At 71.7% G+C, this 14,321-nt stretch carries 14 protein-coding genes; 6 read left to right on the top strand and 8 right to left on the bottom strand.

Features of this window, described 5'->3' with window-relative positions:
- Positions 1-59: 59 nt before the first annotated feature.
- The 4 genes from ACZ60E_RS16455 to ACZ60E_RS16440 all read left to right on the top strand — a co-directional run bounded on the left by ACZ60E_RS16455 (position 60) and on the right by ACZ60E_RS16440 (position 4,447).
- The gene (locus tag ACZ60E_RS16455; protein ID WP_469441044.1) at positions 60-1,232 is read left to right on the top strand and encodes a hypothetical protein; all 1,173 of its coding nucleotides are present in this window, start codon (positions 60-62) and stop codon (positions 1,230-1,232) included.
- The gene (locus ACZ60E_RS16450; protein ID WP_469441042.1) at positions 1,229-2,353 is read left to right on the top strand and encodes a caspase family protein; all 1,125 of its coding nucleotides are present in this window, start codon (positions 1,229-1,231) and stop codon (positions 2,351-2,353) included. The genes ACZ60E_RS16455 and ACZ60E_RS16450 overlap by 4 nt, the downstream gene beginning before the upstream one ends.
- A 100-nt stretch (positions 2,354-2,453) precedes the next feature.
- A complete protein-coding gene (locus tag ACZ60E_RS16445) occupies positions 2,454-2,684 on the top strand; it encodes a hypothetical protein (RefSeq protein ID WP_384798424.1) in 231 nt (76 codons plus the stop codon).
- Positions 2,685-2,734: 50 nt separating this feature from the next.
- Positions 2,735-4,447 (top strand): HEXXH motif domain-containing protein, encoded by a 1,713-nt coding sequence (locus ACZ60E_RS16440; protein ID WP_469441039.1) that lies wholly within the window; start codon positions 2,735-2,737, stop codon positions 4,445-4,447.
- Positions 4,448-4,487: 40 nt separating this feature from the next.
- On the opposite strand, the gene ACZ60E_RS16435 is transcribed toward ACZ60E_RS16440, so the two are convergent.
- Entirely contained in the window at positions 4,488-5,441 is a 954-nt protein-coding gene (locus tag ACZ60E_RS16435) for a hypothetical protein (RefSeq protein WP_469441037.1), read from the bottom strand.
- Entirely contained in the window at positions 5,438-6,541 is a 1,104-nt protein-coding gene (locus ACZ60E_RS16430) for an SPFH domain-containing protein (RefSeq protein ID WP_385830925.1), read from the bottom strand. Before ACZ60E_RS16430 ends, ACZ60E_RS16435 begins: the two co-directional genes overlap by 4 nt.
- A 166-nt stretch (positions 6,542-6,707) precedes the next feature.
- Between ACZ60E_RS16430 and ACZ60E_RS16425 the strand changes: the two genes are divergently transcribed.
- Positions 6,708-7,934, top strand: a complete 1,227-nt coding sequence (locus ACZ60E_RS16425; protein WP_453791544.1) for an arginine deiminase — start codon at positions 6,708-6,710, stop codon at positions 7,932-7,934.
- Between the two features lie 103 nt (positions 7,935-8,037).
- A complete protein-coding gene (gene argF / locus ACZ60E_RS16420; protein WP_469441033.1) occupies positions 8,038-9,045 on the top strand; it encodes an ornithine carbamoyltransferase in 1,008 nt (335 codons plus the stop codon).
- 70 nt (positions 9,046-9,115) lie between these two features.
- On the opposite strand, the gene ACZ60E_RS16415 is transcribed toward argF, so the two are convergent.
- The 6 genes from ACZ60E_RS16415 to ACZ60E_RS16390 form a co-directional block, all read right to left on the bottom strand.
- On the bottom strand, positions 9,116-9,568 hold the full coding sequence (locus ACZ60E_RS16415; RefSeq protein WP_384798406.1) for an ATP-binding protein: 453 nt from the start codon (positions 9,566-9,568) through the stop codon (positions 9,116-9,118).
- Positions 9,569-9,874: 306 nt separating this feature from the next.
- Positions 9,875-11,146, bottom strand: coding sequence for a sulfate adenylyltransferase subunit 1 (locus ACZ60E_RS16410; RefSeq protein WP_469441031.1), 1,272 nt, complete (start codon positions 11,144-11,146; stop codon positions 9,875-9,877).
- 2 nt (positions 11,147-11,148) lie between these two features.
- The gene (gene cysD, locus ACZ60E_RS16405) at positions 11,149-12,084 is read right to left on the bottom strand and encodes a sulfate adenylyltransferase subunit CysD (protein WP_469441030.1); all 936 of its coding nucleotides are present in this window, start codon (positions 12,082-12,084) and stop codon (positions 11,149-11,151) included.
- Positions 12,081-12,653 (bottom strand): adenylyl-sulfate kinase, encoded by a 573-nt coding sequence (gene cysC / locus ACZ60E_RS16400; protein WP_210889005.1) that lies wholly within the window; start codon positions 12,651-12,653, stop codon positions 12,081-12,083. The genes cysD and cysC overlap by 4 nt, the downstream gene beginning before the upstream one ends.
- A complete protein-coding gene (locus tag ACZ60E_RS16395) occupies positions 12,650-13,957 on the bottom strand; it encodes a glycosyltransferase family 4 protein (RefSeq protein ID WP_469441028.1) in 1,308 nt (435 codons plus the stop codon). The genes cysC and ACZ60E_RS16395 overlap by 4 nt, the downstream gene beginning before the upstream one ends.
- Positions 13,954-14,103 (bottom strand): hypothetical protein, encoded by a 150-nt coding sequence (locus tag ACZ60E_RS16390; protein WP_469441026.1) that lies wholly within the window; start codon positions 14,101-14,103, stop codon positions 13,954-13,956. Before ACZ60E_RS16390 ends, ACZ60E_RS16395 begins: the two co-directional genes overlap by 4 nt.
- Positions 14,104-14,321 lie beyond the last annotated feature (218 nt).

The following is a 14,321-nucleotide window of genomic DNA, read 5'->3' as shown; positions in this document are numbered from 1 at the left end:
CGGTGCCGGTCACGTGAACGAAGCCGTACGGGAACCTTGAGGGGTGTCACGGGGGACACATGGCGACGGTCGTGTTCATTCATGGGACCGGGGTGCGCGAGCCGGGGTTCTCGGCCCTGGCAGGGCGGGTGGCCGCGGGGCTCGGGGCTCTGCGGGACGGACTTCGTGTCGTGCCGTACTACTGGGGTGGTCAGCACGGTGCCACGCTGGCCGGCGGTGGGTTGAGCCTGCCGCCGGAGGCGGGCGCCGGGCGTGGCCTCGGTGACGTTCCGGGCGGGTCGGACCCGGACGACGAGACGTCCGCCTGGGCGGTGCTGTACACCGACCCCGACGCCGAACTCGCCCTGGCGGCGGCGGAGACGGCATCGGCCACCGAACGCCCGCCGGGCTCCGTACCGCCGGAACAGCAGATGCAGGCGCTCCTGGAGAAGCTGGCCGCGCAGGGGGACGGCCCCGCCACCGAACTCGGCCCCGGGCTGGCGGATGCCGCGTCGGAGCTGGCCGCCCATCCCCTGCTGGGTCCCGCGGCCGCCGCGCTGCCTCCCGACGAACTCGCGGCCCTCGCGGCTCGCCGGCTCGTCGCCCGGGTCGTCGCCGACGCGCTGGAGGCCGACGATCCGCTCATCCCGACCGGTGACACCAGGGACGACGTGGTGGACCGCGTCGCCCAGGCGCTCGGCGCACCGCCCAGAGGCGCGGAACGAGGCCTGGGAGGAAGGCTGTTACGACTAGTGGGCCGCGGCGCCTCCCGAGCCGTCGTACGCCGACGGCGGGCTCTGACGGAAGCCGCCCACCCCGCGGCCGGGGACGTCCTGCGGTACCTCAGCAGGGGCGAGGCGGTCCGGGCGGACCTGCGTGAACTGGTCGCGGGCCTCGAACCGCCCGTCACCCTTGTCGGTCACAGCCTCGGCGGGATCATCGCCCTGGACACGCTGGTCACCGCGCCCCTCCCACAGGTCCGCCTGCTGGTCACCGCGGGCTCGCAGGCCCCGTTCCTCTACGAGCTGGGCGCCCTGCCCTCCCTCACGCATCCCGCGCCCCTGCCGTCGCACGTCCCGCTCTGGCTGAATCTGTACGACCGCCGCGACCTGCTCAGTTACCTGGGCTCCGGTCTCTTCGGCGAGCGGGTCACCGACATCGCCGTCGACAGCCGTCAGCCGTTTCCCGCGTCGCACAGTGCCTACTGGACCCATCCCGACGTGTACCGGCACATCGCGGACCGGCTGCCGTGACCGGCCCCGAACCGGCAGGGAAGGGGCAGGACCCGCGCCGGGTGCACGCCCTGATCGTCGGCATCGAGCAGTACGACGCGGGCAGTGCGTGGGACCTGCCCGGACCCGCCAGGGACGCCCTCGCGTTCCACCGACTGCTGAGCCTCGCCGGAGTGCCGGACTCCCAACTGCGCCTGCACCTCGCCCCCTTGCCCCCGTTCACCCCCGACATCCCCTACCGGCCCGCCGACCACGCGACCCTGCGGCGCGCGCTCGTACGGGAACTGGCCGCCGCCCAGGGCGAGGTGCTGTGGGTCTGGTGGGGCGGCCACGGGGTCCTCGACCGAGCGGACCACCTCCGGCTGCTGTGTTCCGACGCGACCACCGGGGACAAGGTGGCTCTCGACCTGGACACCGCCCTGGCCCGGTACGCGGGCGACGCCGTTCCCGCGCTGACCGAGCAACTGTGGCTGGTGGACGCCTGCGAGACCTTCGAAGAGGCGCTGTCCTTCCGGGACCCGCTGCCCGACGACGCCCTCCCGGTGGGGCGGCGCAACCTAGCACACAGGCAGTCGATGCTGCGGGCCGCGGGGCGCGGCCGGGCCGCGGCCAACGATCCCGTGCGTGCCACCGGCCTCTTCTCCGAGATCCTGCTCGACCTGCTCACCGACCGGGCCGAGGTGCTGCCCGCCCTGCCCGATCCGGAGGAAGTCTTTTCCGCCGTACGGGTCCGGGTGGCGGCGCTGCGCGAGGCGGGCCGGACGCTGCAGCATCCCGAGATCCGGCTGTGGAGTCCGCAGCGGACCGAGACGCTGCCGCCGGCGCAGGAGCGTGGCCCGTCTCCGCTGCTCCGGGCGGTGGAGGCGGTCATGGCCTACGACTGGACGGCGGATCCCGTCGAACGGCAGGCCGTCGTAGCCGCGTTGGGCCCGCGGATCCATGCGACGCTGCCCCGTCACAGCAAGGCGCGCACCGATGTCACCGGCATCCTCAACTCGCTCGGCCGTCGCCGTCCCGAGGACCTGTGGGAGCTGTTCGACGTCGTGGTGTCCGTCGACGACGACACCGGCAGAAGAACGGAACTCGCCGACGCCCTGCGGGAATTCGCGACATACCATGCCCAACGGCGTCGTCCGGGCTGATCAGGTGGCGTGATCGTACGGCTTTCCGACAAGGGCTGTGTTCGTCATGATGGACAGTATGCGGGGCATCGAGTGCCACTGCCTGAGAAAGGGATGCGCCTTGGACCAGTCGCATGCTCTGCACGACGCTCAAGCCGCCGCCCGCGAGCCGGTCGTCACGGCAGACGGTGCCCACGACTGGGAGTCCGAGCTGCCCGACCTCGCGACGCTGTCACTGGCCGCCCTCGACGGTCTCCCTCCGCTCAGCGACGATTCCCGTGTGCTCGCCGAGGTCCTGCGTGCCCGGGGCGGCGTAAAGGGCGGAGGTGAACCGGGGGGCAGAGCGGAGTGACGGTCCCTGCGCCCGACGCGCGTCCGTCCGCCCGACCGGAGGCCCCGGGAATGACCAGCAAGCAGTCCGACTCACCGCTTCGCATGCCGGGGCAGCTCTTCGACGAGCTCGCCGCCGGCGGGAGTTCGGCCGACGCCCTGACCTTTCTGGCGCGCAGTGAACGCGCGCGCAGACTGCTGCTCCTGCGCACCCTGCTCGTCCGTCTCGGCGCGCTGCCCACACCGCTCGACACTCCCGCCGACGCGTGGCGAACCGTCAAGGCCGCTGCGGACCGGGCCCCCGGAGCCGTCGACCGGCTGCTTCTCGCCCCGCAGACCGGCGGCTGGCTCGGCCACGTACTGCGTCGTCTGCACGGCAGCGCTGCGGGCGGTCCGCCGCTGTGGGCCGAGGCGGGCCACCTCTGCGCGCTGGCCGTGGCGGCGGCCCTGCGGGCCGGCACGGACGCCGACCTGAAGGTGCCGCTCCTCGACGGCGCCCTCGTCCTTCCCTCCCTGGGCCTGGCGCGGCTGCCCGGCGCACCACGCGGGCCGTCGGTCGGCCGGGCGACCGTGCGCGGCGGCGAGCTGACGCTCACGTCGGAGGTGGCGGACAGTCCGCCTGTCGTCCTCCGCCGTCCCACCGCCGTACTCGTGGGCACTGCGGGGGCCGTACCCGACATCGACCCGCACTGGACGCCGCTGCGCGTCCTCACGCTCCCGCGGCCGTCGGGAACAGCCTCCGTCACCCTGGACGACCTCGACCCCTACCGCGACCTCGACGACCCCCTCGCGCCCGCCCGGCTCCACGCCGGGGAAGCGACCGCATGGCAGCGGCTGTTCGAGGAGGCCGCTCTGATCGTTTCCGCCGGCGGTACGAACGGGCCCGGTCGCCTGGACGCCGCCGACATCCGCACCGTGGTGCCATGGGGCCGCACCACCGCACTGCCCGAGGCCCCGCCCACCGTGCGGCTCTCCGCCTCCAGCGGCGACTCCTACGCCGCCATGGTCATCGCCCGGCCCGCCGGTGCCCTCGCGCTCGCCGAAACGCTGGTGCACGAGTTCCAGCACAGCAAACTGGCCGCCCTGCTCCATCTGTTCCCGCTGCTCGACGACGACCGCGAGGAGCGCTACTACGCTCCGTGGCGCGGCGACCCCCGGCACCTCACCGGCCTGCTCCACGGCGCGTACGCGTTCACCGGCGTCGCGGGCTTCTGGCGTGACCGCCTCGCCGGGGCCCGGCGACCCGAGGAGGCGGAGGTGGCCGGCTATCACTTCGCGCTGCGCCGGACACAGAGCCGTCTCGTCGTGCGCACCCTGCTGACGAGCGGCCGGCTGACCGTCCAGGGCAGGGCCTTCGCGGCGGGGCTCGCCCGAACGCTCGACGGCTGGCTGCGTGAGCCCGTCCCGGCGACCGCTATCGCCCGGGCCCGCACGGCAGCGGCCCTGCACCGCACCGAATGGCGACTGCGCAACGTGCTGCCCCGGCCCGTGTCGTCGGCCTCACCGGGCGTGCTCGTACTCCGTACCGACCGGACGTCCTGGCCCGACAACCGCACCTACGCCTTCGCCGTGCCGCCCGCGGTCCCGCGCACCGCCGACGAGTATCTCGCCGCCGGTGATCCGGGGGCCGCGCTCACCCGGTACGGGGATGTCCTGACCGCCGACCCGGCGGACCCGCACGCGCTCGCCGGCTGGATCGTCGCCCGCGCCGCCCTCGGCGGAGGCCGCACGTCCCGCCGGATGCTGGCCCGCCCGGAACTCCTCCAACCGCTGCCCGGTGGTTGAGCGACCCGATGGGTGAGCGGCCCAATGGGCTGAGCCCGGTTCATCCCACCAACCGCAGCCGCCGCCCACAAACCCCCACCCGCACCGACTGCCCCCACGTGAGTTCCAGTGCGTCCCCCTCCATTCCGTCGCCGAATGCGATCAGGCGTTCGGATTCGGCGGTGAGGGTGAGGTGGGAGGTGGATGACAGCTGGCCCGCCACCTGGGACGTGCCGGTTGCCGGGGACGGCCAGGCCTCGCGGACGCACCACACCAGGCGGTCCTCCGTGGGGCGGGGGAGGGGCAGGGGGTTGCCTCGTTCCTGCCATACCGACCTGATCCATCCCGTCGCCCCCGTCCCCGTGCCCACCAGCACCCCGGAGGATGCCTGCGCCTCGGAGGGGGCCTGAGGTTCGGCGGAGGCCTGGGTTGCGGCGGTGCTTCTGCCGGTCGTGGAGGACCCGGACTCCTCGATTCCCAGGCGGTACCGGGCCGTCTGGTGGCCCGCCGCCCCCAGGTAGATCTCGTTCAGGGCGAGCAGCCGCTGCGTGTCGTCGGCGATCGCCTCGACCATGGTGAGTTCGTCCACGGACGTCGTGGCCGAGAGTGCCGCGGGCAGCAACTTGCCCGCGTCCGTGGGCCGGTGGCGTACCAGGACGCCCGCGTTGCGGCCGGGATCCGCGTCGATGCCCACCACCGGCTGGCCGCTGAGGTATTTGGCCGCGTTCGCCACCAGGCCGTCCTGGCCGACCACGACCACCACGTCCTCCGGGGCGAACAGGAAGCGGTCCAGGTCGGCTCGTTCGACACGGCTCTGACGCCACGTCAGGGGGATCGCCGCGGTCACGTCCGACAGCGCGCGCCTCGTGCGGCGGTGGCGTTCCGCGACCTCCTCGATGTCCCGGCCGCGGGAGGAGAGGAAGAAGGCTGCCTGCCCGTGCGTGCCGTGGTGGGCCACCAACTCGTCGTACTCCGTGGTGCGGTGGACCAGTACGATCCGCGGGGCGAGGCTCATGTGCCGTCCTGTACGCCCAGTTTGGCCAGCAGGCCGGTCAGCACGTCCGGCGAGATGGTCACGCTGTCGATGTTCGGCAGGTTCTCCGCGAGCCGCGTCCCGGTGAGGGCGTGCAGCGTGCTGACGTCGACGTCCGCGTGCACCCGCAGCCAGGCGGCCTGGGCCTGCGCCCGTGCCTCCCCGACCTCGCGCGCCGCCTCGGCCTCCGCCCGCGCGAGCCGTACCGTCCGCTCGGCCTCCGCCTTGGCCAGCCGCTCGGTCCGCCTGGCCTCGGCGTCCGCGAGCTGTACGGACCGTTCGGCCTCCGCCCCGGCGAGCTTCACCGTACGGGCGGCCTCGGCCTCGGCGCGTACCGCGTCCGCCGACGCGTGCTCCTCCGCTTCGCGGCGCGTGTTCGTTCCGCGCTGCTCGACCAACTGCTCCTCGCGGCGCGCGAGTTCGATCTGGCTCGCCAGTTCGTTCTCGGCGATCGCCCGTTCCCGTTCGACGGCCACGGCCCGCCGCTCGTACGTGGCGCGGTCCGCCTCCTGCTGGATCTGTTCGCGGGCCGGGGTGCGCAGGGCCCGCTCCACCTCGGGCTCCGGGCGCAGCGCCACCACGCGCACGGCGACCACCTCGATGCCGGTCGCGGGCAGCCGCGGCTCCGCCGCCAGCCCGGCCGCGACCCGCTCCCGTACCGACGCCACGCCGTCGACCAGCGCCGACGCCAGGGTCGTACGGGCCAGTACGTCCAGGGCGTGCTGCTGGGCCGACTCGGTCAGCAGGGTGCCCAGCTGCTCCAGCGGCGCGCCCCGCCACACCCCGGTGTCGGGGTCGATGGAGAAGTCCAGGCGGGCGGAGGCGAGTGCCGGGTCGCTGACGCGGTAGGTGACGGTCGCCTGCACCGCGATGTCCTGGAAGTCGGACGTACGGGCGTGGAAGGTCATCGCCAACTCGCGGTCGTCCACCGGCACTTCGGACAGCGCGGCGCTCAGTGCGCGGTACCAGAAGCTGAGTCCGGGTCCGTCGTGCAGCAGCTCCGCGCCGCGGTGGTGCCGGATGTGCGCGGTCGGAGCGCCGCGCAGGTGGCGCCACCCCAGGCGCCGGGTGATGTCGGCCATCGGATTCCCCTCTTCCCCCTCGTTTGTCGTCCGGTCGACGATAACCAGTCCTCCCCTTAATAGTCAATAGGACTATTAAGGGGAGGGGGAGTGTTCAGGCGAACGCGTGGGCGAAGAAAGTGCCGACCGGTGGGTCAAGCGGCCCTCCGGTGGTCAGGATGGAGTCATGGGATTCCACGTCGACTCCGAAGCCGGGCGGCTGCGCCGCGTCATCCTCCACCGGCCGGACCTGGAGCTCAAAAGGCTCACCCCCAGTAACAAGGACGCCCTCCTCTTCGACGACGTGCTGTGGGTGCGCAGGGCGCGCGCGGAGCACGACGGGTTCGCGGACGTCCTGCGCGACCGCGGCGTCACCGTCCACCTCTTCGGCGACCTGCTGACCGAGGCCATGGCCATCCCGGAGGCCCGGTCGCTCGTACTGGACCGGGTCTTCGACGAGAAGGAGTACGGGCCGCTCGCCACCGACCACCTGCGGGCCGCCTTCGAGAGCCTGCCGGCGGGCGAGCTGGCCGAGGCGCTGGTCGGCGGGATGACCAAACGGGAGTTCCTCGACGCGCACCCCGAGCCGACCTCCGTGCGCTTCCATGTCATGGACCTCGACGACTTCCTCCTCGGACCGCTGCCCAACCACCTCTTCACCCGCGACACCTCCGCCTGGATCTACGACGGCGTCTCCATCAACGCCATGCGCTGGCCCGCCCGCAGACGCGAGACCGTGCACTTCGAGGCGATCTACCGGCACCACCCGCTGTTCCGCGCGGAGGCCTTCCACGTGTGGTCCGAGGGGCAGGCCGACTATCCGTCCACCATCGAGGGCGGAGACGTCCTCGTCATCGGCAACGGCGCCGTGCTCATCGGCATGAGCGAGCGGACCACGCCCCAGGCCGTGGAGATGCTCGCCCACAAGCTCTTCGCCACCGGTTCGGCGCAGTCCATCGTGGCGCTCGACATGCCGAAGAAGCGGGCCCTGATGCACCTCGACACGGTGATGACGATGGTCGACGGCGACACCTTCACCCAGTACGCGGGCCTAGGCATGCTCCGCTCGTACACCATCGAGCCGGGCGTCGGCGACAAGGAGCTGAAGGTCACCGACCATCCGCCGGAGCACATGCACCGCGCGATCGCCGCCGCGCTCGGGCTGAGCCGGATCCGCGTCCTGACCGCCACCCAGGACGTGCACGCCGCCGAGCGGGAGCAGTGGGACGACGGCTGCAACGTCCTCGCGGTCGAACCGGGCGTCGTCGTCGCGTACGAGCGCAACCAGACCACCAACACCCATCTGCGCAAACAGGGCATCGAGGTGATCGAGATCCCCGGCAGCGAACTGGGGCGGGGACGGGGCGGACCGCGCTGTATGAGCTGCCCGGTGCAGCGGGACGGTGTGGGCTGACCGGCCCGGACGTGAGCCGGACGCGAACAGGGGGCCGTATAGAAATGTGGGTCGTCGTATAGAATTCCAAGAGTCCCTGTTTACGTAACTCTGGAGCGCCCCCATGGCGACAGTCCCGTACGCCCTCGCCGGCCGCCACTTCCTGAAGGAGCTGGACTTCTCGCAGGAGGAGTTCCGCGGCCTGATCGAGCTCGCCGCCGAGCTGAAGGCGGCGAAGAAGGCCGGGACCGAGATCCAGCGGCTGCGGGGCCGGAACATCGCGCTGATCTTCGAGAAGACGTCGACGCGTACGCGCTGCGCCTTCGAGGTCGCCGCCGCGGACCAGGGCGCGTCGACCACGTACCTCGACCCTTCCGGTTCGCAGATAGGGCACAAGGAGTCCGTGAAGGACACCGCGCGGGTGCTCGGCCGGATGTTCCACGCGATCGAGTACCGGGGGGACAGCCAGGAGGGCGTCGAGGAGCTGGCGGCCCACGCCGGGGTGCCTGTCTACAACGGTCTGACCGACGCCTGGCACCCGACCCAGATGCTCGCCGACGTGCTCACGATGGTCGAGCACTGCGACCGGCCGCTGAACGAGATCGCCTTCGCCTACCTCGGCGACGCCCGCCTCAACATGGGCAACTCCTACCTGGTCACCGGTGCGCTGCTCGGCATGGACGTACGGATCATCGCGCCCAGGGCCTACTGGCCCGCCGAGGAGGTCGTGGCACAGGCGCGGGAGCTGGCCGTGCTCAGCGGGGCGCGGATCACGCTCACCGAGGAGGTCGGCGAGGGGGTCCTTGGCGTCGACTTCGTCGCCACGGACGTGTGGGTGTCGATGGGGGAGCCCAAGGAGGTCTGGGACGAGCGCATCACCGACCTCGGCCCGTACGCCGTGACGATGGACGTCCTGCGGGCCAGCGGCAACGCGGACGTCAAGTTCCTGCACTGCCTGCCCGCCTTCCACGACCTGGGCACCAAGGTCGGCCGTGAGATCCACGAGCGGCACGGGCTCGACTGCCTGGAGGTCACCGACGAGGTCTTCGAGTCGGCCCACTCGGTCGTCTTCGACGAGGCGGAGAACCGGCTGCACACGATCAAGGCGGTCCTGGTGGCGACGCTGTCCTGAGCGGTGTCCGGGGGCCGTCGGCCCGGGGGCTGCGCGAGGCCGTCAGGCGGACCCCGTCAGTCGGACCCGGTCAGGCGGACCTTCGCTGGTGGGGGACCACCGGCAGCCGGAACCAGACCGCCTTGCCGGACTCCGTCGGGCGGTGGCCGCACGACGAGCTGAGGGTCCGGATCAGCAGCAGCCCGCGGCCGTGCTCCTGCCAAGGATCGGGTTCGCGCGACGGATCGGGGATCGTGAGGTCGCCCGGCGGGGACGGGTCCCGGTCGTGCACCTCGACCTGGCATCCGGTGGGCAGCAGCTCCACGACCAGCTCTATGGGCGCGTCGCCCCTGGTGTGCTCCACGGCGTTGGCCACCAGCTCCGCGGTGAGCAGCTCCGCGGTGTCGCAGTCGGCGGACAGCTCGATCTCCGCCAGCGCGGTACGGACCAGTGCGCGGGCGACCGGCACCGCCGCGACGGTGTGCGGCAGGGCGATGCGCCAGGAGGCTGGGGCGTGAGGCTCGTGCAAGGCGGATCCGTTCATGGAGCAGGATGTCCTGCTTTCAACTTTAGGAATGGTACGTCGCATCCCGACAGAGGCGCTCGGTGGGCTTTTTTCGGGACGTTCGGCCCGGTTCCGGGCTGTCTACCCAGAGGAACGGTTCGCCTCCCGGGACCGCTCCCGCCGTTACGGGGCTATCGACGAGTCGTGACTCGGTGACCGGACGTGTCACGACAGCAGAAGGCCGGGCACCTTGTCGCCGGTGCCCGGCCTCGTACGGTCCTGCGGTCGGATCGGGGGTCGAAACGGGGGTCGGATCGGTGGTCGGGCCGGTGGCCGGGTCGGCGGTCAGATCGTGGCGGCTGCCTCGCTCAGGTCGACCATGCCCGCCGTCAGCGTCGCCCCGTCCGCCGGGTCGATCAGGATGAACGCGCCGGTACGGCGGCTGTCGGCGTAGTCGTCGAGCGCGAGCGGCTCGGCGGTGCGCAGGGTGATCCGGCCCAGGTCGTTGGCGTGCAGCCCCGCCTCTCCCGCGGCCAGGCTCTTCACGACGGCCTTCACCGTGCGGGTCGTGTGTCTGACCAGCACGCGGTCGCCGACGTGCAGAGGGCGGTCGGCCAGATGGCAGACGGCGGCCCGGACGTCCCTGGTGAGCGCGGGCGCCGCCGCCCCACTGGTGATCATGTCGCCGCGCGAGACATCGAGGTGGTCCGCCAGCCGCAGGGTCAGCGACTGCGGCGCGTACGCCTCCCGCACCTCCTCGCCGAGTACGTCGATGCCCTCGATCGCGGACGTCCCGCCGGAGGGGTGGACGGTCACGCGGTCGCCCACGCGCAGCGAGCCGGAGGCCAGCTGGCCCGCGTAGTGACGGGCCTCGCCGTGCCGGATCACGTACTGGACAGGGAACCGGGCGGGTGCGCCCATCGGGTCGGCGCCGACCGGGACGGACTCCAGGTGCTCCAGCAGCGCGGGGCCCTCGTACCAGTCCATGTGCGCGGAACGGTCCACCACGTTGTCGCCGGCCAGCGCCGATACGGGGATCGGGGTGAAGCCCGGCAGGTCCAGCTCGGCGGCGTGGCCCGCGAAGTCCTCGACGATCCGGTCGAACTCCTTCGCCTCGTACCCGACGAGGTCCATCTTGTTGACGGCGAGCACGATGTGCGGGACGCGCAGGAGGGCGGCGATCGCGGCGTGGCGGCAGGTCTGCTCGACGACGCCGTTGCGCGCGTCGACGAGGATGATCGTCAGTTCGGCGGTTGAGGCGCCGGTGACCATGTTGCGGGTGTACTGCACATGGCCCGGGGTGTCGGCGAGGATGAAGCGGCGCTTGGCGGTGGCGAAGTAGCGGTAGGCGACGTCGATGGTGATGCCCTGTTCGCGTTCGGCGCGCAGGCCGTCGGTGAGGAGGGCGAGGTCGGGGGTGTCCTGGCCGCGGTTGCGCGAGGCGTGCTCCACAGCCTCCAGCTGGTCGGTGAGGACCGACTTGGAGTCGTGGAGCAGGCGGCCCACGAGGGTGGACTTGCCGTCGTCGACGGAACCCGCGGTCGCGAACCGCAGGGTGTCGACCGAGGAGCCGAGCACGGCCGTCGTGGGCTCGGCAGATCCGATGGTGCTGGTCATGGCTAGAAGTACCCCTCGCGCTTGCGGTCTTCCATCGCGGCCTCGGACATCTTGTCGTCGGCGCGGGTGGCGCCCCGCTCGGTGAGCCGGGAGGCGGCGATCTCGGTGATGACCTGATCGAGGGTCACGGCGTTGGAGTCGACCGCGCCCGTGCAGGACATGTCGCCGACCGTGCGGTACCTGACCTGCCGTTTCTCGATGGTCTCGCCGTTCTTGGGGCCGCCCCAGTCGCCGGCGGTGAGCCACATGCCGGCGCGCTGGAAGACGTCCCGTTCGTGCGCGAAGTAGATCTCGGGCAGTTCGATGCCCTCGCGGGCGATGTACTGCCACACGTCCAGCTCGGTCCAGTTGGACAGGGGGAAGACGCGGACGTGTTCGCCGGGGGCGTGGCGTCCGTTGTAGAGGTTCCACAGTTCGGGGCGCTGGCGGCGGGGGTCCCACTGGGAGAACTCGTCGCGCAGGGAGAAGACGCGTTCCTTGGCGCGGGCTTTTTCCTCGTCCCGGCGTCCGCCGCCGAAGACGGCGTCGAAGCGCTCGGCCTGGATCTTCTCGGTGAGGGGCACGGTCTGGAGCGGGTTACGGGTCCCGTCGGGACGTTCCCGCAACACACCACGGTCGATGTAGTCCTGTACGGAGGCCACATGGAGCCGCAACCCATGCTTTTTGACCGTGCGGTCCCGGTATTCAAGGACTTCGGGAAAGTTGTGTCCTGTGTCCACATGGAGCAGGGAGAAGGGCACCGCTGCGGGTGCGAACGCCTTCAGTGCCAGGTGGAGCATGACGATGGAGTCCTTGCCGCCGGAGAAGAGCACCACCGGCCGCTCGAACTCGCCCGCCACCTCACGGAAGATGTGCACCGCCTCGGACTCCAGCGCGTCCAGATGGCCCAGGGCGTAGGGGCGTACGGGCGCCCAGGAAGTCGTCGTCGAGAGAGTCACACCAACCCCCTGGCCGCCAGCACCGCGTGCACCGCATCCGCCGACTGCTCGGGTGTCTGCGACCTCGTGTCCAGCGCGAGTGCCGGGTCGAGCGGGGGCTCGTACGGGTCGTCGACGCCGGTGAGTCCGGTCAGCCGGCCGGCCGCCTGCCGCGCGTACAGGCCCTTCACGTCCCGCTCGCTGCACACCTCGACCGGCGTGGCGACATGCACCTCGATGTAGGGCGTCCCGCTCGCCTCGTGGCGTTTGCGCACCGCCTCGCGGCTATCGGCGTACGGGGCGATGACGGGGACGACGGCGAGGACGCCGTTGCGGGCCAGTACCTCGGCGACCAGGCCGATGCGCTGCACGTTGGTGTTGCGGTCCTCGCGGGAGAATCCGAGTCCCGCGGAGAGGAAGCGGCGGATCTCGTCGCCGTCGAGGACCTCCACGCGATGGCCCTCGGCGCGCAGCCGGCCGGCGAGGAAGCGGGCGATCGTCGTCTTGCCCGCGCTCGGCAGCCCGGTGAGCCAGACGGTGGCCCCCTGAGCGGTCGGGGGCTTCTGGCGGCCCCTTGCCGTGGTGGTCATGCGTGGTGTCCTTTCGCGGCGTCGGCAATGCGGTGCCGTTGTTCGGGAGGGGCAAGTTCGCTGAACAGGGCCTCCCAGCGCGGGTGCACCGCGTCCGGGCCGTACGAGGCCGCCGTCAGCACGGCCGCGACGCCCATGTCGGCGCGCAGCGCCCGGTCGCCCATCAGCCTGGCCATGGACTCGGCGAGCGCGTCGGGGTCCTCGGGCGGTACCAGCAGGCCGTCGACGCCGTGGGTGAGCACGTCCGAGGGGCCGGTCGGACAGTCGAAGGCCACCACCGGCAGCGAGTGGCTCATCGCCTCGATCATCACCATCGGCAGTCCCTCGAAGCGCGAACTGAGCACGTAGAACGAGGCTTTGGCGAGTTCGTCGTCCAGCCGGTCCGTGTGACCCATCAGGAACACATGGTTGTAGAGGTGGTGCTGCTCGATGAGCGCGCGCAGCTCGGCCTTCTTCTCGCCGCTGCCGTAGATCCTCAACTGCCAGTCGGGGTACGCCTCGACGAGTCTCGCCCACGCCGGAATCAGCAGGTCGAAGCCCTTCTGCGGGAACAGCCGACCGGCCGCCACCGCGATCTTCGACCGCTGGTCCGACGGAACCTGGTCGAGGGAGTGCACGGCGTTGGGGATGCGCACCACCCGTGCGCCGGGCAGCAGTTGCTCGTACTCCTCGCGGTCCCGTTCCGTCAGGACGGCGACCGCGTCGAAGCGCGCGTAGGTCTCCCGGATGCGTCGCTGCACATCACGCTTGTGCGTGCCGTGGTTCATGTGTTCCTGCGCCACCCGCACGACACCGCCCGTCGCGTGCTCCGCGGCGAGGAGGTTGAGCGCGGGCCGGGTGGTCACGAGGATGCCGTCGCGCAACGAGGAGAGGTACGCGATCAGCCGCTGCTCCACGTACCGGTTGAAGTACCGGTAGCCGAACTCGCCCGACGGGATGTGCCGTGCGGGCCGCTCGGTCAGCCGCCCGCGGCGCCAGTCCCGCCAGCGGCCTGCCACCCCCTGGCCGGGGGAGTGCGCGCTCTCGCGCAGGTCGACGACCGTGCTGACGCGGACGCGCGGGTCGAGCGGGAACTGGAGGTCGTCCCGGCGGCGCAGCGCGCTCACCAGCTCGACCTGCCAGCCCGCCTGCACCAGGGAGTTGGCCTGGTTCATCACCGTACGGATGGTGCCGCCGCGGCCGTAGGCGTGCAGCAGGAGATAGCGGACCTTCGGCCGTCCGTTCGTGTCCGCCCGGTGCCCGGTCGCGTCCGCCCGACGCCCGGTCGTGTCCACCCGATGCCCGGTCGACTGATGGCCCGTCATGAGGCGGCTCCCGTACGGCACTCCAGTGAAAGGTTGTCCTTCACCGTGTAGTACGGGCGCACGCGCAGACCGCGTACGTGCTGCTCGGGAAAGACCATGATCTTCTTCTTGCCGTGGATGTCGTCCAGTTGTCGTCCCGCCCTCAACCGGGTCTCGCCGTCGGTGAGATGGATGTCCCACTCCTCGATCCCGGGGGGGGTCCGGCGTCACCAGGTCGGCGAGGGGCAGCTCGCCCTCGAAGCGGTCGCCCTTCACCTGCGCGGGGTAGGCGAGCGGGCGGTCGGTGTGGCCGCGGCGGGTGAGCAGCAGCCGCCAGTCGCCCTCGGCGGGACGTCCGTGGATGCGACCGACGAGCCGTACCCGC

Source organism: Streptomyces sp. NPDC102514, assembly GCF_055584525.1.
This window is presented reverse-complemented; position numbering and strand designations above follow the sequence as displayed.

What these genes read in the sequence shown, in the direction of transcription:
- ACZ60E_RS16455 (WP_469441044.1), top strand. Translation starts at nt 60, where the DNA reads ATGGCGACGGTCGTGTTCATTCATGGGACCGGGGTGCGCGAGCCGGGG.
- ACZ60E_RS16440 (WP_469441039.1), top strand. Translation starts at nt 2,735, where the DNA reads ATGACCAGCAAGCAGTCCGACTCACCGCTTCGCATGCCGGGGCAGCTC.
- ACZ60E_RS16425 (WP_453791544.1), top strand. Translation starts at nt 6,708, where the DNA reads ATGGGATTCCACGTCGACTCCGAAGCCGGGCGGCTGCGCCGCGTCATC.
- cysC (WP_210889005.1), bottom strand. Translation starts at nt 12,653, where the DNA reads ATGACCACCACGGCAAGGGGCCGCCAGAAGCCCCCGACCGCTCAGGGG.
- ACZ60E_RS16410 (WP_469441031.1), bottom strand. Translation starts at nt 11,146, where the DNA reads ATGACCAGCACCATCGGATCTGCCGAGCCCACGACGGCCGTGCTCGGC.
- ACZ60E_RS16430 (WP_385830925.1), bottom strand. Translation starts at nt 6,541, where the DNA reads ATGGCCGACATCACCCGGCGCCTGGGGTGGCGCCACCTGCGCGGCGCT.
- ACZ60E_RS16395 (WP_469441028.1), bottom strand. Translation starts at nt 13,957, where the DNA reads ATGACGGGCCATCAGTCGACCGGGCATCGGGTGGACACGACCGGGCGT.
- ACZ60E_RS16435 (WP_469441037.1), bottom strand. Translation starts at nt 5,441, where the DNA reads ATGAGCCTCGCCCCGCGGATCGTACTGGTCCACCGCACCACGGAGTAC.
- ACZ60E_RS16415 (WP_384798406.1), bottom strand. Translation starts at nt 9,568, where the DNA reads ATGAACGGATCCGCCTTGCACGAGCCTCACGCCCCAGCCTCCTGGCGC.
- argF (WP_469441033.1), top strand. Translation starts at nt 8,038, where the DNA reads ATGGCGACAGTCCCGTACGCCCTCGCCGGCCGCCACTTCCTGAAGGAG.